This is a genomic window from Streptomyces manipurensis (assembly GCF_049570255.1).
Lineage (GTDB): Bacteria > Actinomycetota > Actinomycetes > Streptomycetales > Streptomycetaceae > Streptomyces > Streptomyces manipurensis.
In genome coordinates this window covers 2,386,312-2,410,409 of sequence record NZ_CP186950.1, presented here as the reverse complement: position 1 = coordinate 2,410,409, position 24,098 = coordinate 2,386,312, and the positions used below count along the sequence as shown (strand labels likewise).

Below are 24,098 nucleotides of genomic sequence, written 5' to 3'. Positions count from 1 at the left end.
TCAGGTGGTGGCGCCGACCTCGGCCGTCACCACCGACGGGGTACGGCCGTCCGCCTCGGCCAGCAGCGTGCCGCCCGGGGCCCACACGGCCGCCCCGCCGCAGCCGGTCCACGGGCCGGCGGGTCCCACGTGGTTGGCGAGGACCACGTACAGGCCGTGCTCCCGCGCGATGCCCGGGTACACGCTCGCGCGCTCGCGGAGGCCGTCGCCCGTCCCGTACAGCGACGAGGCCAGGTGGACGCGGCAGCCGTCGGCGGCGCCGCGCGCCGTGAGCTCCGCGAAGTGGTTGTCGTAGCAGACGCCCAGCGAGAAGCGGATCCCGCCGAGCTCGAAACGGCCGTCCGCCGTGCCGGGTGCGAAGACCTCCCGCTCGTGCCGGTAGAGGTGCTGTTTGGCGTACGTCGTCAGGTGCGTGCCGTCCGCGTCGTGCACCAGGGTCGCGATGACCGGGCGCGGGCCGGGCCCCGGCAGGGCGACGTTCACCGCGGTGGCGATGCCCGCCGAGCGCAGCGGATCCAGCCGCGGGTCGTCGGCGGCGGTCCACAGCCCCGGGTCGGCCGCCAGTGCCTCGGGCTCGTAGCCGGTGAGGGCGAGCTCGGGGAACACGACGAGCTCCGCGCCCTGCTCGCGGGCCACCGAGGCGAGGGCCGCGGCCCGCGCCGCATTGGCCGGGACGTCGGCGGGGACACAGGTCAGCTGCGCTGCTGCGATCTTCACCGGGCCCAGCATGCCACCACCCGCGGACCCCGCCCGTGTCAGGTGCCCGGGCCCCGCAGCAGGGTCAGGAAGGAGCGGAAGGCGGCCGGCATGTCCACCGCCTCCGGTGCCAGCAGCCACTGGTACTGCAGGCCGTCCATGACGGCCGTCAGCAGCGGTGCGGCCTCCTCCGGGGTGAGCCCCGAGGGGAGGCGCTCGCCGAACTCCGCCCGCAGGACGGCCGCCATCTCGCCGCGGACCTGGGCGTAGCGCTCGGTGAAGAACTCCCGCGCCGGATGCCCGTCCGTCACGCTCTCGCCGAGCAGCGCCGAGAAGGTCTGCACGATCCCCGGGCGCATGGCGTTGTACTCCACCAGCGAGTCGAGCAGGTCAAGGCGCCAGGTGCCCGCCGCGGCGCGCGATCCGCCGCCGGTGTCCCACCGGTCGCGTTCCTCCAGCACCGCGACCAGCAGGGCCTCCTTGGTCGGGAAGTAGTGCAGCAGGCCCTGCTGGGTCAGGCCGACGCGTTCGGCGACGGTGCCCAGCGAGGCCCCCCGGTAGCCGCGTTCCGCGATCACCTCGACGGCGGCGCGGAGGATCTCCCCGCGGCGCTCCTCGCTCCTCGCCCTGGCCATGGCCATGGCACCCCTTCCGTCCACGCCCCGCCCGCGGGGCCGTAGGTGGACCGTACGCCATTCGAACATCACGAAAAGATCACAAACCCTACCGCTCTACAGGCAAGCGGTCCACGATGGGGGCACCGCACGGCGCCGCAGCGCGCGACCGCACCGTTTCCCCGACGAGGAGGCACGGACATGACCGATGCCGATCAGGCCCGCGACCGGATCCGCGAAGACGCCGTGGAGGCGGCGCTGGACAAGCTCGACCTGGACACCAAGACCCGTCTGCTGGCCGGTCAGGACATGTGGTCCCTGCCGGCCCTTCCCGAGATCGGACTGCACTCCCTCGTCATGTCCGACGGCCCCGTCGGGGTCCGCGGCGTGCGCTGGAGCGCCGACGACCCGTCCGTGGCCCTGCCCTCCCCGACCGCGCTGGCCGCCGCCTGGGACCCGGAGCTGGCCCGCCGCGCGGGCCGTCTCCTCGCCCAGGAGGCCCGCCGCAAGGGGGTCCACGTCCTGCTCGCGCCCACCGTCAACCTGCACCGGTCCCCGCTCGGCGGCCGGCACTTCGAGTGCTACTCCGAGGACCCCTGCCTGACCGGTGCCGTCGGCAGCGGCTACGTGGCCGGCGTCCAGGACGGCGGCGTCGGCACCACGGTGAAGCACTTCGTCGGCAACGACGCGGAGACCGACCGGTTCACCGTCGACAGCGTCATCGCCCCGCGCCCGCTGCGCGAGCTGTACCTGGCGCCCTTCGAGGCCATCGTCACCGGTGCCCGCCCCTGGGGCGTCATGACCGCCTACAACCGGGTCAACGGCACGACCATGACCGAGCACCGCCACCTCGTCAACGAGGTCCTGCGCGGCGAATGGGGCTTCGACGGCGCCAACGTCTCCGACTGGATGGCGGCCCGCTCCACCACCGGGGACATCCTCGGCGGCATGGACGTGGCCATGCCCGGCCCCGCCACCGTCTACGGGCCCGCCCTCGCCGAGGCCGTCCGCGCCGGGGAGGTCCCCGAGGCCGCCGTCGACGCCGCCGTCCGCAACGTCCTGCGCCTCGCCGCCCGCGCCGGGGCCCTGGAGGGCGCCCCCGCCGCCGTCGCCTCCCTCCCCGCTCCCGTCGACGGCCAGGCGCTGGCCCGCGAGCTGGCCGTGCGCGGCTTCGTCCTCGTCCGCAACGAGGACGCGACCCTGCCGCTGGACGTCTCCGCCGGGCGCACCGTCGCCCTGATCGGGGCCGCAGCCCGGGACGCCCGCGTGCTCGGCGGGGGCTCCGCCACGGTCTTCCCCGAGCGGGTGGTCTCCCCGCTCGACGGGCTGACCGCCGCCCTCCCGGACGGCGCCCTGAGCTACGCCGTCGGAGCCGACCCCTCCGACGAACCGGTCCCCGCCGACCGGGGCTTCCGGCTCCGTGCCGTGTGCCGCGACGCCTCCGGGGCCGTCCTCGGGGAGGGCTCCCTGCCCACCGGCCAGGTTCAGTGGATCGGCGACGACCTGCCCGCGGGCGTCTCGTACGAGACCCTGGCGAGCATCGAGGTCCGGGGCACCTTCGTGCCGCGCGAGGGCGGAGAGCACACCTTCGGCACCCGAGGGCTCGGCGCCTTCGAGCTCGCCGTGGGCGGCCGGACCCTGTGGAGCGGCGTCCAGCCGATGGGTGACGAGGCCGACCCGTTCGAGGCCTTCTTCGGCGCCCCCAGCGAGCGCGCCCGGATCACCCTCGCCGCGGGGGAGCCGGTGGAGGTGTCGCTGACCTTCCGGGTGCCCGACATGACCGGGCTGCCGGTCAGGGCGATCATGTTCTCCCTGCTGCACCTCGGTCCGCGGCGCGACGCCGACGCGCTGATCGCCGAGGCCGTGGCGGCCGCCCGCGCGGCGGACACCGCCGTCGTGGTGGTCGCCACCACCGAGCGCGTGGAGTCCGAGGGCTTCGACCGCACCGACCTCGCCCTCCCGGGCCGGCAGGACGACCTCGTACGGGCCGTCGCCGCCGCCAACCCCCGCACGGTGGTCGTCGTCAACGCGGGCTCCCCGGTGGAGATGCCGTGGCGCGAGGACGTCGCCGCCGTGCTGCTGGGCTGGTTCCCCGGGCAGGAGGGCGGGGCCGCGCTGGCCGACGTGCTCCTCGGCGCGGAGGAGCCCGGCGGCCGGCTGCCCACCACCTGGCCCGCGCGGTTCGCGGACGCGCCGGTCACCGAGGTGGTCCCCGTCGACGGGCGGCTGGAGTACCGCGAGGGCCTCTTCATCGGCTACCGCGCGTACGAGCGGAACGGCATCGTCCCCGCCTTCCCCTTCGGGCACGGCCTGGGCTACACCGACTGGGCGTACGAGTCGCTGGAGGCCACTGCGGACACGGTGCGGGTCCGCGTCACCAACACCGGCACCCGGCCCGGCCGGGAGGTCGTCCAGGTCTACCTGGCGCCCCTGGACGACGCGGTGGAGCGTCCGGCGAGCTGGCTGGCCGCCTTCACGGGGGTCCAGGCGGGCCCCGGCGAGAGCGTCGAGGCGGAGATCGCCCTGCCCGCCCGGGCCTTCGAGATCTGGGACGAGGAGGCCCGGGCCTGGCGGCGGATCGGCGGTGCCTACGAGGTCCGCGCGAGCCGCTCGCACGGCGACACCCGGCTGACCACGACCCTCGACCTCGCGTGACACGCCGTATGGCCGGAAATCACTCCTGAAGCCGGTCCGGGAGCGGGCCCTGACACCCGCTCCCGGACCCCTTCGCGCAGGTGTGCGTCAACGCGGCGGCTCGGCCGCCGTCACCTGGCGGTGCGCCAGTTCCGCCAGCCGCGCCTGCCCGTCCTTGCCCGGATGGAACCAGTCCCAGCGGCTCAACTGATCCACCGCGAAGGGGTACTGGAAGACCGCGCCGCCGTCGTAGCGGCACAGGGCGTCCTTCCCGCAGACCTCGCGCAGCACCTCGTTGTACTCGACCACCCGCGCCCGCACCTGTTCGCGCCGCGCCGTGGCTCCGGTGGCCGCGGACAGCGGATCGGCGAGCATCGACTGGCAGATGCCCAGGCTCCAGATCCTGCGCACCATGGGGCTGTCCTTGCCCTGCTCCCACAGCCGCTGCAGGTCCGGCACGCTGGAGACGTACACCTGGGAGGCGGGGGACGCGGCCCGCAGGTCCGCGAGGGCCTTCTCGAAGTCGCTGCGGAACTGCGCCACCGGCGTCATCGAGGAAGCCGTGGGCCGGCAGGCGTCGTTCGAGCCCACCATCACCGTGACCAGGTCGGGCTTGTGCGCGGCGGCCCCCGCGAGCTGGGCCGGGAGGTCCGACATCCGGGAGCCCGTCACCGCGTAGTTCCAGCTGCGGGAGGGGGCTCCGGCGGCCCCCAGCAGCCGCGTGGCGAGGGACTGCACGGCCGGGTCGTCCCCGGTGGCCCAGGAGACCTCCGGGCAGTCGGTGAGGACCGAACAGGCGTCGAAGCCGCGGGTGATGGAGTCGCCCACGGCGGCGATGGAGGCGGGCGCCGTGTTCCACCGCGGTCCGGACTCCGCCCCGCGCTCGCCCCGGTCGGGCGACGCGCCCGTGTCACACCCCGTCAGGACCCCCGCCAGCAGCACGGCCGCGCCGCCCGCGCCCGCGAGGATCCGGCGCGCGCGGCGGCGTGGAGCGGTGGTGCGCATCGGGGGGAACCCTCCTTGTGGCCCCCGCGTCCCGCGGGGGTCCTGCTGAGTGAAAGCTCTGTGTATACCGGTCTGGGAGCGACCGTACGTCACACCAGGACCCCCGGCGCACGGTAGCTTTTTCCCGTGGCGTTTCGGCCGCAGGTCCCGCAGAGCAATGTCAAAAAATTTCCGTTACATTACATCACGTCACATACTGTCCGTTTTCTGGAGTTTATTCCCGACCTCGTCCCACACTGGAGGTCCCGGTGACGACACGTGGAGTTCTGTACGTGCATTCCGCACCGCGCGCGCTCTGCCCGCACGTGGAATGGGCTGTGGCGGGCGTGCTCGGGGTGCGGGTGAACCTCGACTGGATCAGGCAGCCCGCCTCCCCGGGCACCTGGAGAGCCGAGTTCTCCTGGCAGGCCGAAGCGGGTACCGCCTCGAAACTCGCCTCCGCACTGCGCGGCTGGCACCTGCTGCGCTTCGAGGTGACGGCGGACCCCTGCCAGAACGCCGAGGGGGAGCGCTACAGCTCCACCCCGGAGCTCGGCATCTTCCACGCCGTCACCGGCCTGCACGGCGACATCCTGATCCCGGAGGACCGGCTGCGCGCGGCGCTCGCCCGCTCCGCGCGCGGCGAGACCGGGCTGGAGGAGGAGATCTCCAAACTGCTCGGCAAGCCCTGGGACGACGAGCTGGAGCCCTTCCGCCACGCCGGCGAGGGCGCACCGGTCCGCTGGCTCCACCAGGTCGTCTGACCCCGGGTGCCGGACACGGACCGCGGCACGCGGAAGGGCCCCGCACGGCGACTGCCGTGCGGGGCCCTTCACATGGCCGCGCGGACCGGAACGGACCGGATCAGACGCTGCGGAAGGCGAGCGTCACGTTGTGGCCGCCGAATCCGAAGGAGTTGTTGATCGCGGAGATCGGGCCGTCGGCCGGCAGCTTGCGCGGCTCGCCCTGGACGATGTCCGCGTCGATCTCGTCGTCGAGCGCCTCGATGTTGATCGTCGGCGGGGCCAGCCGGTGGTACAGCGCCAGCACGGTCGCGACGGTCTCGATGCCGCCCGCGCCGCCCAGGAGGTGACCGGTCATCGACTTGGTCGCGGAGATCGCGACGTGGTCGAGGTCGTCGCCCAGGACCTTGCGCAGGGCCTTCAGCTCGGCCGTGTCACCCTGCGGGGTGGACGTGGCGTGCGCGTTGACGTGGACCAGCTCGGCGGGGTCGAGACCCGTGTTGTCGAGCAGGTTCTGCACGGCGGCGGCGACACCGCGGCCGGTCGGCTCGGGCTGCGCGATGTGGTGGCTGTCGGCCGACAGGCCCTGGCCCAGCACCTCGCAGTAGACCCGGGCGCCGCGCTTGGCGGCGTGCTCGGCGGACTCCAGGACGACGACGCCCGCGCCCTCGCCCAGCACGAAGCCGTCACGGGCCTTGTCGTACGGACGAGAGGCCTGCTCCGGGCTCTCGTTGTTCTTGGACATCGCCATCATGTTGGCGAACGCGGCGATCGGCAGCGGGTGGATCGCCGCCTCGGTGCCGCCGGCGACGACCACGTCGGCACGGCCGGTGCGGATCATCTCGACGGCGTAGCCGATGGCCTCGGCGCCGGACGCGCAGGCGCTGACCGGAGTGTGCACGCCCGCCCGGGCGTTGACCTCCAGGCCGACGTTGGCCGACGGGCCGTTCGGCATGAGCATGGGGACGGTGTGCGGGGAGACCCGGCGCACACCCTTTTCCTTCAGTACGTCGTACTGGTCGAGCAGCGTGGTGACACCACCGATACCGGAGGCGATCACGGTGCCCAGGCGCTCGGGGGCGACGGACTCGTCCTCGCCCGCCGGGGCGGTGTAGCCGGCGTCGGCCCACGCCTCGCGCGCCGCGACGACGGCGAACTGCGCCGAGCGGTCGAGCTTGCGGGCCAGGGGGCGCGGCAGGACCTCGCTCGGGTCCACGGCGACCGGGGCGGCGATGCGGACCGGGAGTTCGGCGAAGCGCTCGCCCTCCAGGGGCTTCACGCCGGAACGGCCGGCGAGCAGACCTTCCCAGGTCGAAGCGCTGTCGCCACCAAGCGGAGTGGTTGCGCCGATACCGGTGACGACCACGGTGCGATTGGTCGGGCTCACAGGAATTCTTTCTCCACGTCTCAGAGGGTGCTGAATTGTCACGGCGCCACCGCCGGGTGGCGACAAACGCTCGTCAGGCTCAGGCCTGGTGCTTCAGGATGTAGTCCGCGGCGTCGCCGACCGTCTTGAGGTTCTTGACGTCCTCGTCCGGGATCTTGACGTCGAAGCGCTCTTCGGCGGCGACGACGACCTCGACCATGGACAGGGAGTCGACGTCCAGGTCGTCGGTGAAGGACTTGTCGATCTCGACGTCCTCGACCGGGATGCCCGCGATCTCGTTGACGATCTCGGCGAGGCCCTCGACGATCTCTTCCTGCGTGGCGGCCATGTGGCGCTCCTTCTCTGGGTAACTGGGTGATGCAGGACCGGGATGCGGATCCCGGTCCTAGGGGAGGGTAACGACCGTCGCGGCGTAGACGAGTCCCGCCCCGAAGCCGATGACGAGCGCGGTGTCGCCGCTCTTCGCCGCTCCGGTCGCCAGGAGCCGCTCCATGGCGAGCGGGATCGAGGCGGCGGAGGTGTTGCCGGTGGTCTCCACGTCACGGGCGACCGTGACGTGCTCCGGCAGCTTCAGAGTCTTCACCATCGAGTCGATGATCCGCATGTTCGCCTGGTGCGGGATGAAGACGTCCAGGTCGTCCGCGGTGATCCCGGCTGCGTCGAGCGCCTGCTGGGCGACCTTGGCCATCTCGAAGACGGCCCAGCGGAAGACCGCCTGACCCTCCTGCGTGATGGCCGGGAACTTCTCCCCGGCGTCCTTGCCGAGGTACTCGTCCCACGGCACGGTCTGCTTGATCGTCTCGGACTTGTCGCCCTCGGAACCCCACACGGTGGGGCCGATGGCGGCTTCGTCCGAAGGACCGACGACCACGGCACCGGCACCGTCGCCGAACAGGAAGGCCGTCGCGCGGTCCTCCAGGTCGGTGAGGTCCGAGAGCCGCTCCACGCCGATGACGAGGACGTACTCCGCGGAGCCCTCGACGACCATGCCCTTGGCCAGGGTCAGGCCGTAGCCGAACCCGGCGCAGCCGGCCGAGATGTCGAAGGCGGCGGGCTTGACCGCGCCGATCCGGTGCGCGATCTCGGTCGCGACGGCCGGGGTCTGCTTGAAGTGCGAGACCGTCGAGACGATCACCGCACCGATCTGCTCGGGGGCGACACCCGCGTCGGCCAGTGCCTTCCCCGAGGCCTCCACCGACATCGCGGCGACGGTCTCCTCGGGCGAGGCCCAGTGCCGGGTCGCGATGCCCGAACGGGAACGGATCCACTCGTCGGACGAGTCGATGGTCTCGAGGATGACCTCGTTGGGCACCACGCGGGTCGGACGGTAGCCGCCGACGCCGAGGATGCGGGCGTAGGGGGAGCCCTTGGCCGGCTTGATCTTGGACATGCTGTCTGGGCTCCTTCTCTCAGGCCGTCAGTTCGGCGACGAGCGCCGCGGCCTTGTCGAGATCGTCCGGGGTCTTCAGCGCCACGCTCGGTACGCCCTTCAGCGCGCGCTTGGCCAGACCCGTCAGGGTGCCGCCGGGGGACAGCTCGATGATCCCCGTGACACCCAGCTCGGCGAACGTCTCCATGCACAGGTCCCAGCGGACCGGGTTCGCGACCTGGCCGACCAGGCGGGCGACGACGTCGGCACCCGTGGCGACGACGAGGCCGTCCTTGTTCGAGACGTACTTCAGGGCCGGGTCCGCCGGGGAGAGGGCCTCGGCGGCCTTCTCCAGCGTGGCGACCGCGGGGGCCATGTGGTGCGTGTGGAAGGCGCCCGCGACCTTGAGGGCGACGACCTTCATGGAGCCCTCGGGCTTGTCGGCCTCCAGGGCCGCGATCTGCTCCATGGTGCCGGCGGCGACGATCTGGCCCGCGCCGTTGATGTTGGCCGGGGTCAGGCCGAGCTTCTCCAGGTGCGCCACGACCACGGCGGGGTCGCCGCCGAGCACCGCGGCCATGCCGGTCTCCGTGACCGCGGCGGCCTCGGCCATGCCGAGCCCGCGGGTCCGGACGAAGGACAGCGCGTCCTGCTCGGACAGCACACCGGCGACGGCGGCCGCGGTGATCTCGCCGACGCTGTGGCCCGCCACGGCCCCGAAGACCGCGGGCGAACCCAGCGCGGAGGCGGACAGCAGACCCGCGGCGACCAGCAGGGGCTGGGCCACCGCGGTGTCGCGGATCTCATCGGCATCGGCGTTCGTGCCGTAGTGGGCGAGGTCCAGCCCGATGGCGTCCGACCACGCGTTCACGCGGTCGGCGGCACCGGGGAGGTCCAGCCAGGGAGTCAGGAAGCCGGGCGTCTGAGCGCCTTGGCCGGGAGCGACGAGTACGAGCACCCTCACACTCTCTCTTGTGGAGGGTCCCTGCCGCCCGTGGGGACAGGGACCAAGAACCGTCGGGGTAATTGTTGACGTCCAACAAAAGCCTAGGGCTGTTGATCGCCGTCGGCCAAGCGCCCCAGAATCAGGGCGATCCGCAGCGTGAACGCCGAGCGGACATCGGAGGGTGACCAGCCGGTGACGTCGGTCACACGTCGCAGCCGGTAGCGCACCGTGTTGGGGTGCACGAACAGCATCCGGGCGGCCCCTTCGAGGCTGCTCGCCTGCTCGAGGTAGACGCTCAGGGTCTCCAGCAGCGCCGACCCCGCCTCCTCCAGCGGTCTGTAGATCTCCTCCACCAGCTGTTCCCTGGCAGCGGGATCGGAGGCGATCGCGCGCTCCGGCAGGAGATCGTCCGCGAGGACGGGCCGGGGCGCGTCCTGCCAGGCGGTGCAGGCCTTCAGCCCGGCGGCCGCGGCCTGCGCCGACTTCGTCGCGTTCAGCAGGTCCGAGACGACCGGTCCGGCCACCACCGGGCCCGCCGCGAAGGGGCCGATCAGCGACTTCGCCACCTGCACCGGGTTGTCGCTGCCGCCCGCGATGACCACGAGGCGGTCGCCGAGCACGCCCGTCAGCACCTGCAGCTTGTGGTGGCGGGCCGCACGCCGGATCGCCTCCACCGTCAGCTCGCTGTCACCCTCCGGCGCCGTGCCGAGCACCACGCACACGTGCTCCGGGGAGTTCCAGCCCAGCGCCGCCGCCCGCGACAGGGCGCCCTCGTCGGCCTCGCCCGACAGCACCGCGTTGACGACCAGGGACTCCAGCCGGGCGTCCCACGCCCCGCGCGCCTCGGCGGCCTGCGCGTACACCTGGGCGGTCGCGAACGCGATCTCCCGGGCGTACACCAGCAGCGCCTCGCGCAGGATCGACTCGTCCCCCGGGGCCGCCACCTCCTCGATCGCGGCCTCCATGACCTCGATCGTGGTGCGGACCATCTCGACGGTCTGGCGCAGCGTGATCGCCCGGGTCAGCTCCCGCGGAGCCGTCCCGAACACGTCGGTGGAGATCGCCTGGGGGGTCTCCGGATGCCGGAACCACTCCGTGAACGCGGCGATGCCGGCCTGGGCGACCAGGCCGATCCAGGACCGGTTCTCCGGGGGCATCGCCCGGTACCACGGCAGGGTCTCGTCCATGCGCGCGATCGCGTTGGCGGCGAGCCGGCCGGAGGACTTCTCCAGGCGGCGCAGCGTCGCGGAGTGCGGATGCGCGGGAGCGGGATGCGCGGAGTGTGTGGCGGGCGAATGCTCACGTTCGGGTTGGGGCACGGGACAAGACTGCCTTATCGGGAAGCCCGCGCGGAGTCCGGTCCCGCGCCCGGCCCCGTCCCGGGGGCTACCGTGGCCCTCATGATTGATGTTCGCCGCGGCGCAGACCGGTACGAGGGAGGGGACCCGGCGGCCGGGATCGCCACCCGGCACGCCTTCTCCTTCGGGTCCTTCTACGACCCCGACAACCTGCGCTTCGGCCCGGTCCTCGCCTGCAACGAGGAGACCCTCGCCGCGGGTGCCGGCTTCGACGAGCACCCGCACAGCCACACCGAGATCGTCACCTGGGTGGTCGAGGGCGAGCTCACCCATCAGGACAGCACCGGCGAGCGGAGCACCGTACGGCCCGGTGACGTCCAACGGCTGAGCGCCGGATCCGGCGCCCGGCACGTGGAGCGCAACGACGGCGACCGGCGGCTGCGCTTCGTGCAGATGTGGCTCGCGCCGCTCGCCGCCGGCGGGGAGCCCTCGTACGAGGTGGTGCGCGCGCTGCCCGACGGCACGCCCTACGAGGTCCCCGCCGCCGGGGCCGTCCTGCACGTGCGGCGGCCCGGCGCGGGCGAGCGGGTCCCCGTGCCCGCGGCGGAGCGCGTGTACCTGCACGTGGTCCACGGCGACCTGCGCCTGGACGGCGAGGAGCTCGGCCCGGGGGACTCCGCGCGGATCACCGCGGAGAAGGACCTGGAGGTCACCGCCGGGTCCCCGGGGGAGCTGCTGATCTGGGAACTCCCCGGATAGCGGCCGGGCTCAGCGCGCGGACAGCTCCGCGAGCACCGCGTCGGTGAACGGGGTCCACGCCTCCACGGCCCACGGGCCGAACGGGCGGTCGGCGAGGGCCACGCAGGCGGCCCGCGCGTCCGGGTCCACCCACAGGAAGGTGCCGGCCTGCCCGAAGTGGCCGAAGGTGCGCGCGGAGGAGGTCAGGCCCGTCCAGTGAGGGGACTTGCCGCCGCGGATCTCCAGGCCGAGCCCCCAGTCGTTGGGCGACTGGCTGCCGTAGCCCGGCAGGACGCCCTTGAGGCCGGGGTGGACCACGGAGGTGGCCTCGGCGACGGTGCGGACGTCGAGCAGCCGGGGTGCCTGCAGCTCGGCGGCGAAGCGCATCAGGTCGGCCGCGGTGGAGACGCCGTCCTTGGCGGGCGAGCCGTCCAGGGCCGACGAGGTCATGCCGAGCGGCTCGAACACCGCCTGGTGCAGGTACTCCGCGAAGGGGATGCCGGTGGCCTTGGCGATGTGGTCGCCGAGCACCTCGAAGCCGGCGTTCGAGTACAGGCGGCGGGTCCCGGGCGCGGCCATGGCGCGGTGCTCGTCGAAGGCCAGTCCGCTGGTGTGCGCGAGCAGGTGACGGACCGTCGACCCCTCGGGGCCGGCCGGTTCGTCCAGCTCTATCGCCCCCTCCTCGTACGCGACGAGGGCGGCGTACGCGGCGAGCGGCTTGGTGACCGACGCCAGCGCGAAGCGGTGGTCGAGGGGCCCGTGCGTGCCGGCGGTGCTGCCGTCGGCACGCACCACGGCGACCGCGACGGTCGCCACCGGCCAGGTCTCGACGATCCGCAGGCTTTCCATGCCGCTCACGGCCTCCATGCTCTCCATGCGGCCGAGCCTACTTGCTGGGAGTGCGCTCGAGGATTACGGCCCGGACCCGGTGCGGGGTGCGGACGGTCCGCGGCGGGCGGGCGGTGTGCGGCGGGCCGCGCTACAGCGGTTCGGCGGCGAACCGGTCGCGCAGCGCCGCGTACTCCCCGTCGGTGAGCAGCCCGGCGGTGTGCAGCTCGCTGAGGTGGCGCAGCCGGTCGTCACCGGCGTGCGCCCGGGCCGCGGCGCCGACGGGGGTGCGGCTGCGCAGGGCGGCGAGGAGGGCGGCGGCGAAGGGCAGGGACTCGTGCACGGCCCCGTAGCCGGTGCCGAAGACCGCGGCGGCCAGGTCGTGGTCCGGCCGCGGGTCGGCCGCGGTGTGGCCGGTCTCACGCAGCAGCAGCCGCAGGTGTCCGCCGGGGCCCTCCGGCGAGCTCCAGGCGAGCCCGGACAGCGCGGTGAGCGGGTAGTGCTGGTCGCCGGCCTTCCACTTGGTGCCGGTGGCTCCCGTGCGCGACCAGTGGAAGCTGACCGTCGAGCCGTCGAAGGCGATGCGCGCGTCGTAGGCCTTGAGCTGGAGCGGGGGCTGCGGCGCGTCGACGAGGAAGCGCGACGTCGGTTCGTCGGCGTCCGGCGCGAGCCGGGACCGTATCTCCCCGGCGAAAGCGTCTGCCAGCGCCGCCCGGTCGCCCGGCAGTACCAGGCGGTAGGGGTCGCAGGTCTCCTTCAGCTGCCCGGCCGCGGCGTCCATCAGCGGATCGGCTCCCGGCCGCGGGAGGGCACGCAGGACCACCGTGTCCCGCTTGCCCGCGGTCACGGTCACGTTCGACACCGCTTCGAAGGGAATCCTGCGCGAGCCCAGCGCGTGAAACAGCCTCGGCGTTCGCATCCCCCGTGCGAAGCGGATGAGCACCGAGTCCGAGTCGAACTCCCAGACGGCATGGTTTCCGGCCAGTACGTCACCCATGCGCCACATCGTAAAGGGAGCCACCCCCGTGCGTCCCCCTCGATGCCGTGGCCGATTCACGCACCTCTACGCGCGTCAGTCCCGTTCTGCCCCGGAAATTCCGCGCCGGCAGGCGTCGTCGCCGGTCGCGCACACAACGGAACCGAACGTACCGGTTCCGATCTTGGCGAAGTTGTCCAGCGAATCCGTGCCTGGCGCGAAATAGCCGGTGTGGCTCCGCGCCCGGGCCGAGGACAGCAGCCGTGCGCCGAAGTCCGGGGACACCGGGTCGGCGCCGTGCCCCACACCGCCGACCTCCAGGTGCGGCACGTCGGCGATCCAGTCGCCCTCGTCCCGCGTCGCCCAGACCCGCGCCGTGGTGTGCAGGCCCGCGACGTTCGAGGCCCGCATGCCGGGACTGCCCGCCACCGCCACGTCCGTCACCCGGTCGGGCAGGTCGCGCGCGGCGACCCCGCACACCACCGACCCGTAGCTGTGGCAGAACAGCGCCACGCGGGAGTCCCCGGGCAGCGCCAGGGTCAGCGACCGCAGCCGGACCGCGCCGTCGAAGGCCATCCGGCCGGTGGCGGCGTCCATGCCCACCCCGGTGGGCGCGACGTAGCCGGCCCAGGCGATGACCGCCGTACGGCTGTCCGGCGCGGCCGACCGCTCGGCCGCGTAGAGGGACTCGGCCATGCCCACCGGCGAGGTCAGGCGGCGCTGGGTGCGCTCGAAGGTGATCAGGTCGGTGTCCACGCCCGGGACGACCACCGACACCCGGTCGGCGCGGTCGAGGTCGCCGAGGACCTCGGCGACCAGGCCGCCGCCGGTGGGGTCGAAGACGAGGATCTGCCGGCCCGGCTCGGCGAGCGAGGCGAAGCGGTGGGAGCGCCGGGTGGCCTCGGCCCGGTCGGCCGGGGTCAGGGCCACGTCGCGGCTGCGGGCCTCCTCGACCAGGCGGGCCTGCTCCAGGCCGCGCCGGTTGGCCCGGTAACGGACCGCCGCCGGGGCTCCGTCGAGGTTCCCGACGACGAGGGGGTGGTCCTCCGCGATCCGGGCCCGCTGGGAGCCGTCGAGGCCCGCGAAGAAGCGCGCCACGGTCCGTACGGGGGCGTCGGCGGCGGGCAGCGGACGGCCGTCGATCCGGGCCTTGGCCCACGCCTGCAGAGCGGCGAGCCGCATCGGGGTGCCCCCCTCGGGCCGGTGCACGGCAGTCCAGCCGGTCGTCGCCAGCATCACGAAGACGACCGCCAGCGCGAGCAGGGTGCGCAGGACGGCAGGGCGCACGTCGGCGCCGGAGGCGGTGGGGTGGGCGAGGCCGGGCAGATTCACTGGGACCAGCGTAGGAGAGCGATTCGTCCTGTGGCGCGCCGGGTGACGGGGTTCACGCCCGACCGTGGGACCCCCGTGGGCGAGGCGGCGCACACGCCCTCCCGGGTCCGGAAGGTCAGCAGGCGGAGCCGACGGGGCGCCAGCTCCCCGCGAGAGCGGGGCCGATCCGGTCGAGGTAACTGTCCGTCAGCCTGCGCAACCCCTCCACGCCGGTGTCCTCGCCCCGCCCCCAGAGCCTGCCCGTGACGCGCATCACGCCGAAGAAGGCGGCGACGGCCACCCGGGGCCGGGGGTCCGCCTCCACGTCCAGGCCCTCCCGCTCGGCGATCAGCCGGGCGATCCGTTCCTCCAGCCCGGTCGACCGGCGCAGGTGCACCGCCAGCAGGGCGGGGGTGGACTCGATCAGCCGGTAGCTGCGCACGTAGAGGTCGACCGGGACCACCTCGCCGAGCGCCTCGTCGACGGTGTCCCAGGCGGCGAGCACCGCGCCCCGCAGCGCTTCGAGCGGGCCCTCGGCCGCCGGCCGGGCGCGCAGCTCCGCGACGAAGTGCGACTCCACCAAATCCTGGACGGCGAAGACGACCTCCTCCTTGTTGGCGAAGTAGCGGAAGAAGGTGCGCTGGGACACGGCCACCGCCTCGGTGATCTCGTCGACGGTGGTGCGTTCGTACCCCCGTGCGACGAAGAGCGCGAGCGCGGCGCGCAGCAGGGCGTTCCGGGTGCGCCGCTTCCTGCGCTCGCGCAGTCCGGCCACCGGCGCGGCCGGCGCGGACCGCTCGTCGGTCATCACCGCTGGGCTCCTCTCTGACGCCGAGTGGGCGGTCAGCGTACCCGTGACCACTGGCCCGGCGGCCGGTCCGTTGAGCCGTTTGCGAGGTGCCGCCGCGGTGGCCGGACCCGCGCGCGCGGAGGGTCCCGCATGACACGTTCGGGTCGGCGGCGGATGGCGCGGACACCGCTGCGGGGGCGGGCCGGGCCCGGCGCGGCGGCCGCCGGAAGCGTCAACTCCGTACGGAGGGAAGGCCCGCCGGACGGTTCCCGCGGAGCTGTCGCCTATCCGGGTGGACCCGCCCCCGACCCCTTCCGCCCACCCGTCGCCGCAGGTCAGCGTGGTGTCGGCGGAGCACCGGAACAGGTCCGGCAGCCCGCCGTCAGCAAGGAGCCGATCCGTCATGCGTACGTGTACAACCTCCCGCCCCGGCACCAACTCCGTCGGCACCACCCGCGTCGGCACCACCCGCGTCGGTATGCCGCGCGCCGCCGGCACCCGTGTCACCACCACCCGCGTCAGCACCATCCTGGCCGCGACCGTCCTGGCCCTGACCGCACTGCTCCCCGGTACGGCGGCCACGGCACGGGCCGCGGGCCCGCCGGCCCTCGGCTCCTGCGCGACCGGGCAGCTGTGCCTGTGGGCGAAACCGGACTTCAAGGGGGCCCGCCAGACCCACGAGCTCAGCACCCTGGACATCAACAGCTGCACCGCGCTGCCCGCCGGGACCAGCGCCCAGTCCCTCACCAACCGCACCGGACGGCCCGTCACCACCTACCAGTCGGCAGAGTGCGCGGAGACCGGCGAGTTCCAGACCTATCCCGGCGACGGGGTCTGGCTGCCCGAGTCGCCGTACCAGGTCAGGGCGTTCAAGGTGTGGGAGCGGTAGCCTCCCGCGGCGCGGGGGCGCCCGGCCCGGCGGACGGCACTCCGTCCGCCGCACCGCCCAGCCGGGCGACCTCGCCGCGCAGCGCCCGCACCTCCGCCTGCAGTTCCCGGATGGCGGCCAGCTGGAGCCGCTCGGCCTGGTCGTCGCGCTCGAAGCGGGCGATGAACCAGGCGGCGATGTTGGCGGTCACCACACCGAGCAGGGCGATCCCGGACAGCATCAGGCCGACCGCCAGCACCCGGCCGAGACCGGTGGTGGGCGAGTGGTCGCCGTAGCCGACCGTCGTCATCGTGGTGAAGGACCACCACACGGCGTCGCCGAGGTTCTTGATGTTCCCCTCGGGTGCGTCGCGCTCCACGCTCAGCACGGCCAGCGACCCGAACATCAGCAGTCCGACGACGGAGCCCGCCACGTACGTCGTCAGCTGGATCTGCGGGGCCATCCGGGCCCGTCGCCCCACCAGCATCAGCGTCGCGACCAGGCGCAGCAGCCTCAGCGGCTGCACGAGCGGCAGGACCACCGCGGCCAGGTCCAGCCAGTGGGTGCGCACGAAGTGCCGGCGGTCGGTCGTGAGGCCCAGCCGCACCAGGTAGTCGAGGGCGAAGGCCCCCCACACCGCCCACTCCACATAGGTGCAGGCCCCGTGGACCCGTTCGCTCGCGTCCGGGGCGACGATCGGGACGGCGTACGCGACGGCGAAGGCCACGGCGAGCAGGAGCAGCGGGGTCTGGCTCCGCCGCTCCCAGAGCAGCCGGCGGGAGGGTTCTTTCATGCGGAGCATCGTAGGGAACGCGCAAAAGGGGGACGGGCCCGGCCGGAGCCGGGCCCGCCGCCCGAGGTCGTGCGTCGGTGTCCGCCGGACGTCAGGCGTCGCCGCCCGCGGCGCCCGGGTCCGCCGCCGCCACGTCCAGCAGCTGGTACCGGTCGATCGCCTGCTTCAGCACCGAACGGTCGATCTTCCCTGCCTTGGCGAGCTCGGTGAGCGTGGCCAGGACCACCGACTGCGCGTCGATGTGGAAGAAGCGCCGGGCCGCGCCGCGCGTGTCCGCGAAGCCGAAGCCGTCCGCGCCCAGCGAGGTGTACGCGCCGGGGATCCAGCGCGCGATCTGGTCCGGCACGGACCTCATCCAGTCCGAGACCGCCACGAAGGGCCCCTCGGCACCGGACAGCTTCCGCGTCACGTACGGGACGCGCTGCTCCTCCTCCGGGTGGAGCAGGTTGTGCTCCTCCACCGCGACGGCCTCGCGCCGCAGCTCGTTCCAGGAGGTCGCCGACCAGACGTCCGCGCGGACGTTCCACTCCTCGGCGAGGATCCGCTGCGCCTCCAGGGCCCACGGCACGGCGACGCCGGAGGCCATCAGCTGCGCGGGGATGCTGCCCGCGGTGCCCTGCGCGACCCGGTGGATGCCCTGGAGGATGCCCTCCACGTCGACGTCCGCCGGCTCGGCCGGGTGCTGGATCGGCTCGTTGTAGACGGTCAGGTAGTAGAAGACGTCCTCGGCCTCGGGGCCGTACATCCGCCGCAGACCGTCCTTGACGATGTGCGCGATCTCGTAGCCGTAGGCCGGGTCGTACGCGACACAGCCCGGGTTCGTCGAGGCCAGCAGCTGCGAGTGGCCGTCGGCGTGCTGGAGGCCCTCACCCGTCAGGGTGGTCCGGCCGGCGGTCGCGCCCAGGACGAAACCGCGCGCCAGCTGGTCGGCCATCTGCCAGAACTGGTCACCCGTGCGCTGGAAACCGAACATCGAGTAGAAGACGTACACGGGGATCAGCGGCTCGCCGTGCGTGGCGTACGCCGAGCCGGCGGCGATCAGCGAGGCCGTGCAGCCCGCCTCCGAGATGCCGTCGTGCAGCATCTGGCCGGTCGGGGACTCCTTGTACGCGAGCAGCAGGTCGCGGTCGACCGCCTCGTACTGCTGGCCCAGCGGGTTGTAGATCTTGGCGCTCGGGAAGAAGGCGTCCATGCCGAAGGTGCGGTACTCGTCGGGCGCGATCAGCACGAAGCGCTTGCCGATCTCCTTGTCCCGCATCAGGTCCTTCAGGATGCGGACGAAGGCCATCGTGGTGGCGATCGACTGCTGACCGGAGCCCTTCTTGGCGGCCGCGTACGTGGCGTCGCCCGGCAGCTCCAGCGGCTTGGCGCGCACCACGCGGGTCGGCACGTAGCCGCCGTGCGCGCTGCGCTGGTCGTGCATGTACTGGATCTCCGGCGAGTTGCGGCCGGGGTGGTAGTACGGCGGCGCGCCGCCCTCCAGCTGCTGGTCGGTGATCGGGATGTGCAGGCGGTCGCGGAAGCGCTTGAGGTCGTCGACCGTCAGCTTCTTCATCTGGTGCGTGGCGTTGCGGCCCTCGAAGTTCGGGCCGAGGGTCCAGCCCTTGATCGTCTTCGCGAGGATCACGGTCGGCTGGCCCTTGTGGGCCTTGGCCGCCGCGTACGCCGCGTAGATCTTCTTGTGGTCGTGGCCGCCGCGTCCCAGGTGCAGGATCTGGTCGTCGGTCATGTTCTCGACCATCGCGCGCAGCCGCTGGTCGTCGCCGAAGAAGTGGTCCCGGATGTAGCCGCCCGTCTCGGTGGCGTACGTCTGGAACTGCCCGTCCGGGGTGGAGTTCATCTTGTTGACCAGGATGCCGTCGCGGTCCTGGGCCAGCAGCGGGTCCCAGGAGCGGTCCCAGATCAGCTTGATGACGTTCCAGCCGGCGCCGCGGAACTGCGACTCCAGTTCCTGGATGATCTTGCCGTTGCCGCGGACCGGGCCGTCGAGGCGCTGGAGGTTGCAGTTCACCACGAAGGTGAGGTTGTCCAGGCCCTCGCGCGCCGCCAGCGACAGCTGGCCGAGGGACTCGGGCTCGTCCATCTCGCCGTCGCCGAGATACGCCCAAACGTGGGACTTGGAGGTGTCCGCGATCCCGCGCGCCTCCATGTACCGGTTCATCCGGGCCTGGTAGATCGCACCGAGCGGGCCGAGACCCATGGAGACGGTCGGGAACTCCCAGAAGTCCGGCATCAGCCGCGGGTGCGGATAGCTGGAAAGGCCGTACGGCGCCTTGGACTTCTCCTGCCGGAAGGCGTCGAGCTGCTGCTCGCTGAGCCGGTCCAGGAGGTAGGCGCGGGCGTAGATGCCCGGCGAGGCGTGGCCCTGGAAGAAGATCTGGTCGCCGCCGTCCCCCTCGTCCTTGCCGCGGAAGAAGTGGTTGAAGCCCACGTCGTACAGGGAGGCCGAGGAGGCGAACGTGGCGATGTGGCCGCCGACGCCGATGCCGGGGCGCTGGGCGCGCGAGACCATGACGGCCGCGTTCCAGCGCGTGGCGTTGAGGACCTTGCGCTCGATCTCCTCGTTGCCCGGGAAGAACGGCTCGTCCCGGGTGGCGATCGTGTTGACGTAGTCCGTGCTGCGCATCTCGGGCACGGCCACACGCTTCTCGCGGGCCCGCTCGATGAGCCGCAGCATGAGGTAGCGGGCGCGTTCACGGCCCCGCTCGTCGACCGCTGCGTCCAGGGAGTCGAGCCACTCCTGGGTCTCCTCCGGATCGAAGTCCGGGACCTGACTCGGGAGGCCGCCAATGATGATCGGATTGCGATCGGATGCGGAAGCCACGCTGTTCCTTCGCTGTCGGGGGAGTCGTGCCTTGGGGTTCGCCGCCTCCCATGGTCTTACGCCCGGCCGGAATCGTCATCCGTACCACTGGGTAATCCCTGTGGTGGACCGGGAGAACGCGGCAGGGGGCACGGGTCCGGTGCGGTCGGGGCGGGCGGAGTGTACGCCCAGAACGCAACCTTACGCGCAAGCCGGTCAGTGACTTCGCAAAGGCGTTCGACTGTCAAACGCGCAGGAAAGCCGTCAAGCGTCGGCGATGATGCCGAATGAGCTGCAATGGTGTGGGATGAATCACCAGAGGTGCACACGGGCAGGCTGAAAGTTGCGGCGAGACGGCCGCAATCGTCACCGTTTCGACGGTCTCGGCCGCCGGGTACTTGCGCGATCCGCCGCGCCCGTGTGGACTACGCCCAATGCTGCGCGTACGCGCGCCGCCGAAAGACATTCACCGAACATGAGCAGGAGGCACCCCGTGAGCGCGACCGCGGACCACGCGGAGAGCCTGGCCGCCCGGCTGGGTTTCCAGTCCGAACAGGTGGTCCAGGAGATCGGCTACGACGAGGACGTCGATCAGGAATTCCGTGAAGCCGTCGAGAAGCTCGTGAGCGAGCTCGCCGACGAGGACTACGACGAGGGCGCCGACGCGGTGCTGCTGTGGTTCCGCGACGAGGACGGCGATCTGACGGACGCCCTGGTCGACGCGACCGAGCTGGTCGAGGACGGCGCACTGATCCTGCTGCTGACCCCCAAGACGGGCCGCGACGGCTACGTCGAGGCCAGCGACATCAGCGAAGCGGCCGAGACCGCGGGCCTCTCCCTGGCCAAGGGCCTGCCCGTCGGCAAGGAGTGGACCTCCACCAAGCTGGTGACGCCCAAGGCAGCCAAGTCCAAGCGCTGAGCCGCGCCCCGCAGACATGCGGAACACACGCCCCGCCGCACCGGATGGACCCGGGTGGTGGGGCGTGTGCGTTCCCGGCCCGTAGGCTCGGCCCCTAGGGTGGGAATCACCTGAACGGCTCAACGCAGGGATGCGGGACGAAGGGATGCAGAAGATGGCGATCCAGGTCGGCGACAAGGCGCCCGACTTCGAGCTCAAGGACAACCACGGCGCCACCGTGCGGCTCTCCGATTTCCGCGGGGAGAAGGCCGTCGTCCTGCTCTTCTACCCGTTCGCCTTCACCGGCGTCTGCACCGGTGAGCTGTGCGAGCTGCGCGACCAGCTGCCGCGCTTCCAGAACGACGACGTGCAGCTCCTGGCCGTCTCCAACGACTCCGTGCCGACCCTGCGGGTCTTCGGGGAGCAGGAGGGGCTGGAGTACCCGCTGCTGTCGGACTTCTGGCCGCACGGCGAGACCTCCCGCGCCTACGGGGTGCTCGACGAGGAGAAGGGCTGTGCGGTCCGCGGCACCTTCGTCATCGACAAGGAGGGCGTCGTCCGCTGGACGGTCGTCAACGGGCTGCCCGACGCGCGTGACCTGAACGAGTACATCAAGGCGCTCGACAGCCTCTGACCGCGTTCCTGCGGGTCGGCCCGCAGTTCCCCGCGAAAAACCGCGCCAACAGGCGGGAACCCGTCACTAGGATCGAAGCGTTGATCCGGTAGCAACCGCACGACGGGGCACCGCCCCACACAGAACCCAATGGAGGACCCGTGGGAGTCAGCCTCAGCAAGGGCGGCAACGTCTCGCTGACCAAGGCCGCGCCTAACCTGACGGCGGTCATCGTCGGTCTGGGCTGGGACGCTCGCACCACCACCGGTGTCGACTTCGACCTCGACGCCAGCGCGATCCTGACCAACGACCAGGGCAAGGTCGCCAGCGACGCGAACTTCGTCTTCTTCAACAACCTGAAGAGCCCCGACGGCTCCGTCGAGCACACCGGTGACAACACCACCGGTGAGGGCGAGGGCGACGACGAGGCCATCAAGGTCAACCTCGCCGGCGTCCCCGCCGACGTCGCGAAGATCGTCTTCCCCGTCTCGATCTACGAGGCCGAGACCCGCCAGCAGAGCTTCGGTCAGGTCCGCAACGCCTACATCCGCGTCGTGAACCAGGCCGACAACACCGAGCTCGCCCGCTACGACCTCTCCGAGGACGCCTCCACCGAGACCGCCATGGTCTTCGGCGAGCTCTACCGCAACGGCGCCGAGTGGAAGTTCCGCGCCATCGGCCAGGGCTACGCCTCCGGTCTGCGCGGCATCGCGCAGGACTTCGGCGTCAACGTCTGAGCCTGCGAGCAGTTCGTCCGTCCGGCGTCGTGCACTGTGTGTACGGCGCCGGACCTGCTTCACCCGCGGTACCGCACCACCGCTGTACGGCCGTACCCGCACCACCGCAGTACCCGTGCGAGACCGCGCCGCCGCCGCACCGCGGGCCGCACCGTGCCACCGCCGCACCGCCGCACCGCCGCACCGCCGCACCGCCGCACCGCCACACCGTCGTCCGGGGAGGACCACATCATGGGCGTCACACTCGCCAAGGGGGGCAACGTCTCCCTGTCCAAGGCCGCGCCGAACCTCACCAGGGTTCTGATCGGTCTCGGATGGGACGCGCGCTCGACCACGGGCGCCGACTTCGACCTCGATGCCAGCGCGCTGCTCTGCAACGGCGGCCGGGTGCTGGGGGACGAGTACTTCGTCTTCTACAACAACCTGAAGAGCCCCGAGGGCTCCGTCGAACACACGGGTGACAACCTCACCGGCGAGGGCGACGGCGACGACGAGTCGATCATCATCGACCTCACCAAGGTGCCGGCCGTGGTGGACAAGATCGTCTTCCCGGTCTCCATCCACGACGCGGACTCCCGCCGGCAGAGCTTCGGCCAGGTCAGCAACGCCTTCATCCGGGTGGTCAACCAGGCCGACGGTCAGGAACTCGCCCGCTACGACCTCTCCGAGGACGCTTCCAGCGAGACCGCGATGATCTTCGGCGAGGTCTACCGCTACGGCGGCGAATGGAAGTTCCGTGCAGTGGGGCAGGGGTACGCGTCCGGCCTGAGGGGCATCGCTCTAGACTTCGGGGTCAACGTTTCGTAAAGCCTTACAACACGCATGGGGTGCCAGGTGCCAGTGGTTCTGAAAACCTTCGGCTGGTCGTTCGCCATCACGGCGCTCGGCCTTGCCTTTGCCGCGTGGCAGTGGGGGTGGGAGGCGTTCGGGGTCGTACTGATCCTGTCGATCCTCGAAATCTCCCTGTCCTTCGACAACGCGGTCGTCAACGCCGGAATCCTGAAGAAGATGAATGCCTTCTGGCAGAAGATCTTCCTCACCATCGGCATTCTGATCGCCGTCTTCGGCATGCGGCTGGTCTTCCCGGTGGCGATCGTCGCCATCAGTGCGAAGGTCGGCCCCATCGAGGCGATCGAGCTGGCCCTGGACCACCCCGAGCAGTACGAGGCCCTCGTCACCGACGCCCACCCGGCGATCGCCGCGTTCGGTGGCATGTTCCTCCTCATGATCTTCCTCGACTTCATCTTCGAGGAGCGCGAGCACAAGTGGCTCTCCTGGCTGGAGCGTCCGCTGGCCAAGCTCGGCAAGGTCGACATGCTGTCGGTCTGCATCGCCCTGATCGCCCTGCTGGTCACCGCGATGACCTTCGCCGTGAACGCCCACACCAGCACCGGGTACGCGGACAAGTCCGCCACCGTGCTGCTGGCCGGCGTCGCCGGCCTGATCACCTACCTCATCGTCGGCGGCCTGTCCTCGTACTTCGAGGACAAGCTGGAGGAGGAAGAGGAGCGCGAGCACGAGGAGGAGGAGAAGGCCAAGGCCGCGGGCAAGCCCGTCTCCGCCGTCGGCCTCGCCGGCAAGGCCGCGTTCTTCCTCTTCCTCTACCTCGAGGTCCTCGACGCGTCGTTCTCCTTCGACGGTGTCATCGGCGCGTTCGCCATCACCAACCACATCTTCTGGATGGCGCTGGGTCTCGGCATCGGTGCCATGTACGTCCGTTCGCTCACGGTCTACCTGGTCCGCCAGGGCACCCTGGACGACTACGTCTACCTGGAGCACGGCGCGCACTACGCGATCGGCGCGCTCGCCGTCATCCTGCTCGTCACCATCCAGCACGAGATCAGCGAGCTCATCACCGGCCTCATCGGCGTGGTGCTGATCGCCGCCTCCTTCTGGTCCTCGGTGCGCCGGAACAAGCGCCTGGAACGGGAGGGTTCCACCGTCGACGCATGACGGCGGCGGTAATGCGGAACGCTCAATCTGCGGGGCGGTCCACCGGGTCCACGGACCCGGCGGGCCGCCCCGCTTCCGTAGGCATCGAAGGGGTCCAGGGGGACCAGGGGGGCAAGGGG

At 72.0% G+C, this 24,098-nt stretch carries 23 protein-coding genes; 9 read left to right on the top strand and 14 right to left on the bottom strand.

Annotated elements, in window-relative coordinates; translation table 11 throughout:
- Both ACPU2J_RS11105 and ACPU2J_RS11100 read right to left on the bottom strand, forming a co-directional pair.
- A complete protein-coding gene (locus ACPU2J_RS11105) occupies nt 1–717 on the bottom strand; it encodes a carbon-nitrogen hydrolase family protein (RefSeq protein WP_420080879.1) in 717 nt (238 codons plus the stop codon).
- Between the two features lie 38 nt (nt 718–755).
- The gene (locus ACPU2J_RS11100; protein WP_361594655.1) at nt 756–1,331 is read right to left on the bottom strand and encodes a TetR/AcrR family transcriptional regulator; all 576 of its coding nucleotides are present in this window, start codon (nt 1,329–1,331) and stop codon (nt 756–758) included.
- Between the two features lie 180 nt (nt 1,332–1,511).
- On the opposite strand from ACPU2J_RS11100, the gene ACPU2J_RS11095 reads away from it, so the two are divergent.
- A complete protein-coding gene (locus tag ACPU2J_RS11095; RefSeq protein WP_423833173.1) occupies nt 1,512–3,965 on the top strand; it encodes a beta-glucosidase family protein in 2,454 nt (817 codons plus the stop codon).
- 87 nt (nt 3,966–4,052) lie between these two features.
- Here the strand turns inward: ACPU2J_RS11095 and ACPU2J_RS11090 are convergent, their stop codons facing one another.
- Nucleotides 4,053–4,949: an SGNH/GDSL hydrolase family protein gene (locus ACPU2J_RS11090; protein ID WP_420080881.1), complete on the bottom strand. Its 897-nt coding sequence runs from the start codon at nt 4,947–4,949 to the stop codon at nt 4,053–4,055.
- A gap of 248 nt (nt 4,950–5,197) precedes the next feature.
- On the opposite strand from ACPU2J_RS11090, the gene ACPU2J_RS11085 reads away from it, so the two are divergent.
- On the top strand, nt 5,198–5,692 hold the full coding sequence (locus tag ACPU2J_RS11085; RefSeq protein ID WP_420080882.1) for a DUF3145 domain-containing protein: 495 nt from the start codon (nt 5,198–5,200) through the stop codon (nt 5,690–5,692).
- Between the two features lie 100 nt (nt 5,693–5,792).
- On the opposite strand, the gene fabF is transcribed toward ACPU2J_RS11085, so the two are convergent.
- The 5 genes from fabF to ACPU2J_RS11060 form a co-directional block, all read right to left on the bottom strand.
- Complete coding sequence (gene fabF, locus ACPU2J_RS11080) at nt 5,793–7,058, bottom strand: beta-ketoacyl-ACP synthase II (protein ID WP_361594531.1); 1,266 nt, start codon at nt 7,056–7,058, stop codon at nt 5,793–5,795.
- A gap of 79 nt (nt 7,059–7,137) precedes the next feature.
- Nucleotides 7,138–7,386: an acyl carrier protein gene (locus ACPU2J_RS11075; protein ID WP_125816520.1), complete on the bottom strand. Its 249-nt coding sequence runs from the start codon at nt 7,384–7,386 to the stop codon at nt 7,138–7,140.
- Nucleotides 7,387–7,443: 57 nt separating this feature from the next.
- Nucleotides 7,444–8,448 (bottom strand): ketoacyl-ACP synthase III, encoded by a 1,005-nt coding sequence (locus ACPU2J_RS11070; protein WP_361594529.1) that lies wholly within the window; start codon nt 8,446–8,448, stop codon nt 7,444–7,446.
- A 19-nt stretch (nt 8,449–8,467) separates the two neighbouring features.
- On the bottom strand, nt 8,468–9,385 hold the full coding sequence (locus tag ACPU2J_RS11065) for an ACP S-malonyltransferase (protein ID WP_361594527.1): 918 nt from the start codon (nt 9,383–9,385) through the stop codon (nt 8,468–8,470).
- An 89-nt stretch (nt 9,386–9,474) separates the two neighbouring features.
- Nucleotides 9,475–10,692: a PucR family transcriptional regulator gene (locus tag ACPU2J_RS11060; protein WP_361594525.1), complete on the bottom strand. Its 1,218-nt coding sequence runs from the start codon at nt 10,690–10,692 to the stop codon at nt 9,475–9,477.
- A gap of 81 nt (nt 10,693–10,773) precedes the next feature.
- Between ACPU2J_RS11060 and ACPU2J_RS11055 the strand changes: the two genes are divergently transcribed.
- Entirely contained in the window at nt 10,774–11,430 is a 657-nt protein-coding gene (locus ACPU2J_RS11055) for a pirin family protein (RefSeq protein WP_420080883.1), read from the top strand.
- A 9-nt stretch (nt 11,431–11,439) separates the two neighbouring features.
- On the opposite strand, the gene ACPU2J_RS11050 is transcribed toward ACPU2J_RS11055, so the two are convergent.
- The 4 genes from ACPU2J_RS11050 to ACPU2J_RS11035 form a co-directional block, all read right to left on the bottom strand.
- Nucleotides 11,440–12,258 carry a serine hydrolase domain-containing protein gene (locus ACPU2J_RS11050; RefSeq protein ID WP_420082442.1) on the bottom strand — a complete coding sequence of 273 codons (819 nt, stop codon included), beginning with the start codon at nt 12,256–12,258 and terminating at the stop codon, nt 11,440–11,442.
- Nucleotides 12,259–12,388: 130 nt separating this feature from the next.
- On the bottom strand, nt 12,389–13,234 hold the full coding sequence (locus tag ACPU2J_RS11045) for a DUF4429 domain-containing protein (protein WP_420080884.1): 846 nt from the start codon (nt 13,232–13,234) through the stop codon (nt 12,389–12,391).
- A gap of 75 nt (nt 13,235–13,309) precedes the next feature.
- The gene (locus tag ACPU2J_RS11040) at nt 13,310–14,449 is read right to left on the bottom strand and encodes an alpha/beta hydrolase (protein ID WP_423834951.1); all 1,140 of its coding nucleotides are present in this window, start codon (nt 14,447–14,449) and stop codon (nt 13,310–13,312) included.
- Between the two features lie 211 nt (nt 14,450–14,660).
- Nucleotides 14,661–15,332, bottom strand: coding sequence for a TetR family transcriptional regulator (locus ACPU2J_RS11035; protein WP_423833171.1), 672 nt, complete (start codon nt 15,330–15,332; stop codon nt 14,661–14,663).
- Nucleotides 15,333–15,792: 460 nt separating this feature from the next.
- On the opposite strand from ACPU2J_RS11035, the gene ACPU2J_RS11030 reads away from it, so the two are divergent.
- Nucleotides 15,793–16,203: a peptidase inhibitor family I36 protein gene (locus tag ACPU2J_RS11030; protein WP_420082444.1), complete on the top strand. Its 411-nt coding sequence runs from the start codon at nt 15,793–15,795 to the stop codon at nt 16,201–16,203.
- Here ACPU2J_RS11030 and ACPU2J_RS11025 read toward each other — a convergent pair.
- Complete coding sequence (locus ACPU2J_RS11025) at nt 16,184–16,975, bottom strand: potassium channel family protein (RefSeq protein ID WP_420080886.1); 792 nt, start codon at nt 16,973–16,975, stop codon at nt 16,184–16,186. The two genes, ACPU2J_RS11030 and ACPU2J_RS11025, sit on opposite strands and share 20 nt — an antisense overlap.
- A gap of 91 nt (nt 16,976–17,066) precedes the next feature.
- Nucleotides 17,067–19,799: a pyruvate dehydrogenase (acetyl-transferring), homodimeric type gene (gene aceE / locus ACPU2J_RS11020; protein WP_423833170.1), complete on the bottom strand. Its 2,733-nt coding sequence runs from the start codon at nt 19,797–19,799 to the stop codon at nt 17,067–17,069.
- A 472-nt stretch (nt 19,800–20,271) separates the two neighbouring features.
- On the opposite strand from aceE, the gene ACPU2J_RS11015 reads away from it, so the two are divergent.
- The 5 genes from ACPU2J_RS11015 (at nt 20,272) to ACPU2J_RS10995 (ending at nt 23,979) form a co-directional block, all read left to right on the top strand.
- Complete coding sequence (locus tag ACPU2J_RS11015) at nt 20,272–20,697, top strand: DUF3052 domain-containing protein (RefSeq protein ID WP_420080888.1); 426 nt, start codon at nt 20,272–20,274, stop codon at nt 20,695–20,697.
- A 154-nt stretch (nt 20,698–20,851) separates the two neighbouring features.
- On the top strand, nt 20,852–21,310 hold the full coding sequence (locus ACPU2J_RS11010; protein WP_361594513.1) for a peroxiredoxin: 459 nt from the start codon (nt 20,852–20,854) through the stop codon (nt 21,308–21,310).
- A gap of 140 nt (nt 21,311–21,450) precedes the next feature.
- Nucleotides 21,451–22,026 carry a TerD family protein gene (locus tag ACPU2J_RS11005; RefSeq protein ID WP_030026013.1) on the top strand — a complete coding sequence of 192 codons (576 nt, stop codon included), beginning with the start codon at nt 21,451–21,453 and terminating at the stop codon, nt 22,024–22,026.
- A gap of 231 nt (nt 22,027–22,257) precedes the next feature.
- The gene (locus ACPU2J_RS11000) at nt 22,258–22,833 is read left to right on the top strand and encodes a TerD family protein (RefSeq protein ID WP_365492659.1); all 576 of its coding nucleotides are present in this window, start codon (nt 22,258–22,260) and stop codon (nt 22,831–22,833) included.
- A 33-nt stretch (nt 22,834–22,866) separates the two neighbouring features.
- Entirely contained in the window at nt 22,867–23,979 is a 1,113-nt protein-coding gene (locus tag ACPU2J_RS10995; RefSeq protein WP_423834950.1) for a DUF475 domain-containing protein, read from the top strand.
- The last annotated feature ends 119 nt before the right edge of the window (nt 23,980–24,098 follow it).

What these genes read in the sequence shown, in the direction of transcription:
- ACPU2J_RS11090 (WP_420080881.1), bottom strand. Translation starts at nt 4,949, where the DNA reads ATGCGCACCACCGCTCCACGCCGCCGCGCGCGCCGGATCCTCGCGGGC.
- ACPU2J_RS11000 (WP_365492659.1), top strand. Translation starts at nt 22,258, where the DNA reads ATGGGCGTCACACTCGCCAAGGGGGGCAACGTCTCCCTGTCCAAGGCC.
- ACPU2J_RS11070 (WP_361594529.1), bottom strand. Translation starts at nt 8,448, where the DNA reads ATGTCCAAGATCAAGCCGGCCAAGGGCTCCCCCTACGCCCGCATCCTC.
- ACPU2J_RS11040 (WP_423834951.1), bottom strand. Translation starts at nt 14,449, where the DNA reads ATGCTGGCGACGACCGGCTGGACTGCCGTGCACCGGCCCGAGGGGGGC.
- ACPU2J_RS11055 (WP_420080883.1), top strand. Translation starts at nt 10,774, where the DNA reads ATGATTGATGTTCGCCGCGGCGCAGACCGGTACGAGGGAGGGGACCCG.
- ACPU2J_RS11010 (WP_361594513.1), top strand. Translation starts at nt 20,852, where the DNA reads ATGGCGATCCAGGTCGGCGACAAGGCGCCCGACTTCGAGCTCAAGGAC.
- ACPU2J_RS11095 (WP_423833173.1), top strand. Translation starts at nt 1,512, where the DNA reads ATGACCGATGCCGATCAGGCCCGCGACCGGATCCGCGAAGACGCCGTG.
- ACPU2J_RS11025 (WP_420080886.1), bottom strand. Translation starts at nt 16,975, where the DNA reads ATGAAAGAACCCTCCCGCCGGCTGCTCTGGGAGCGGCGGAGCCAGACC.
- ACPU2J_RS11100 (WP_361594655.1), bottom strand. Translation starts at nt 1,331, where the DNA reads ATGGCCAGGGCGAGGAGCGAGGAGCGCCGCGGGGAGATCCTCCGCGCC.
- ACPU2J_RS11050 (WP_420082442.1), bottom strand. Translation starts at nt 12,258, where the DNA reads ATGGAAAGCCTGCGGATCGTCGAGACCTGGCCGGTGGCGACCGTCGCG.
- ACPU2J_RS11030 (WP_420082444.1), top strand. Translation starts at nt 15,793, where the DNA reads ATGCCGCGCGCCGCCGGCACCCGTGTCACCACCACCCGCGTCAGCACC.
- ACPU2J_RS11045 (WP_420080884.1), bottom strand. Translation starts at nt 13,234, where the DNA reads ATGGGTGACGTACTGGCCGGAAACCATGCCGTCTGGGAGTTCGACTCG.
- ACPU2J_RS11075 (WP_125816520.1), bottom strand. Translation starts at nt 7,386, where the DNA reads ATGGCCGCCACGCAGGAAGAGATCGTCGAGGGCCTCGCCGAGATCGTC.
- ACPU2J_RS11035 (WP_423833171.1), bottom strand. Translation starts at nt 15,332, where the DNA reads ATGACCGACGAGCGGTCCGCGCCGGCCGCGCCGGTGGCCGGACTGCGC.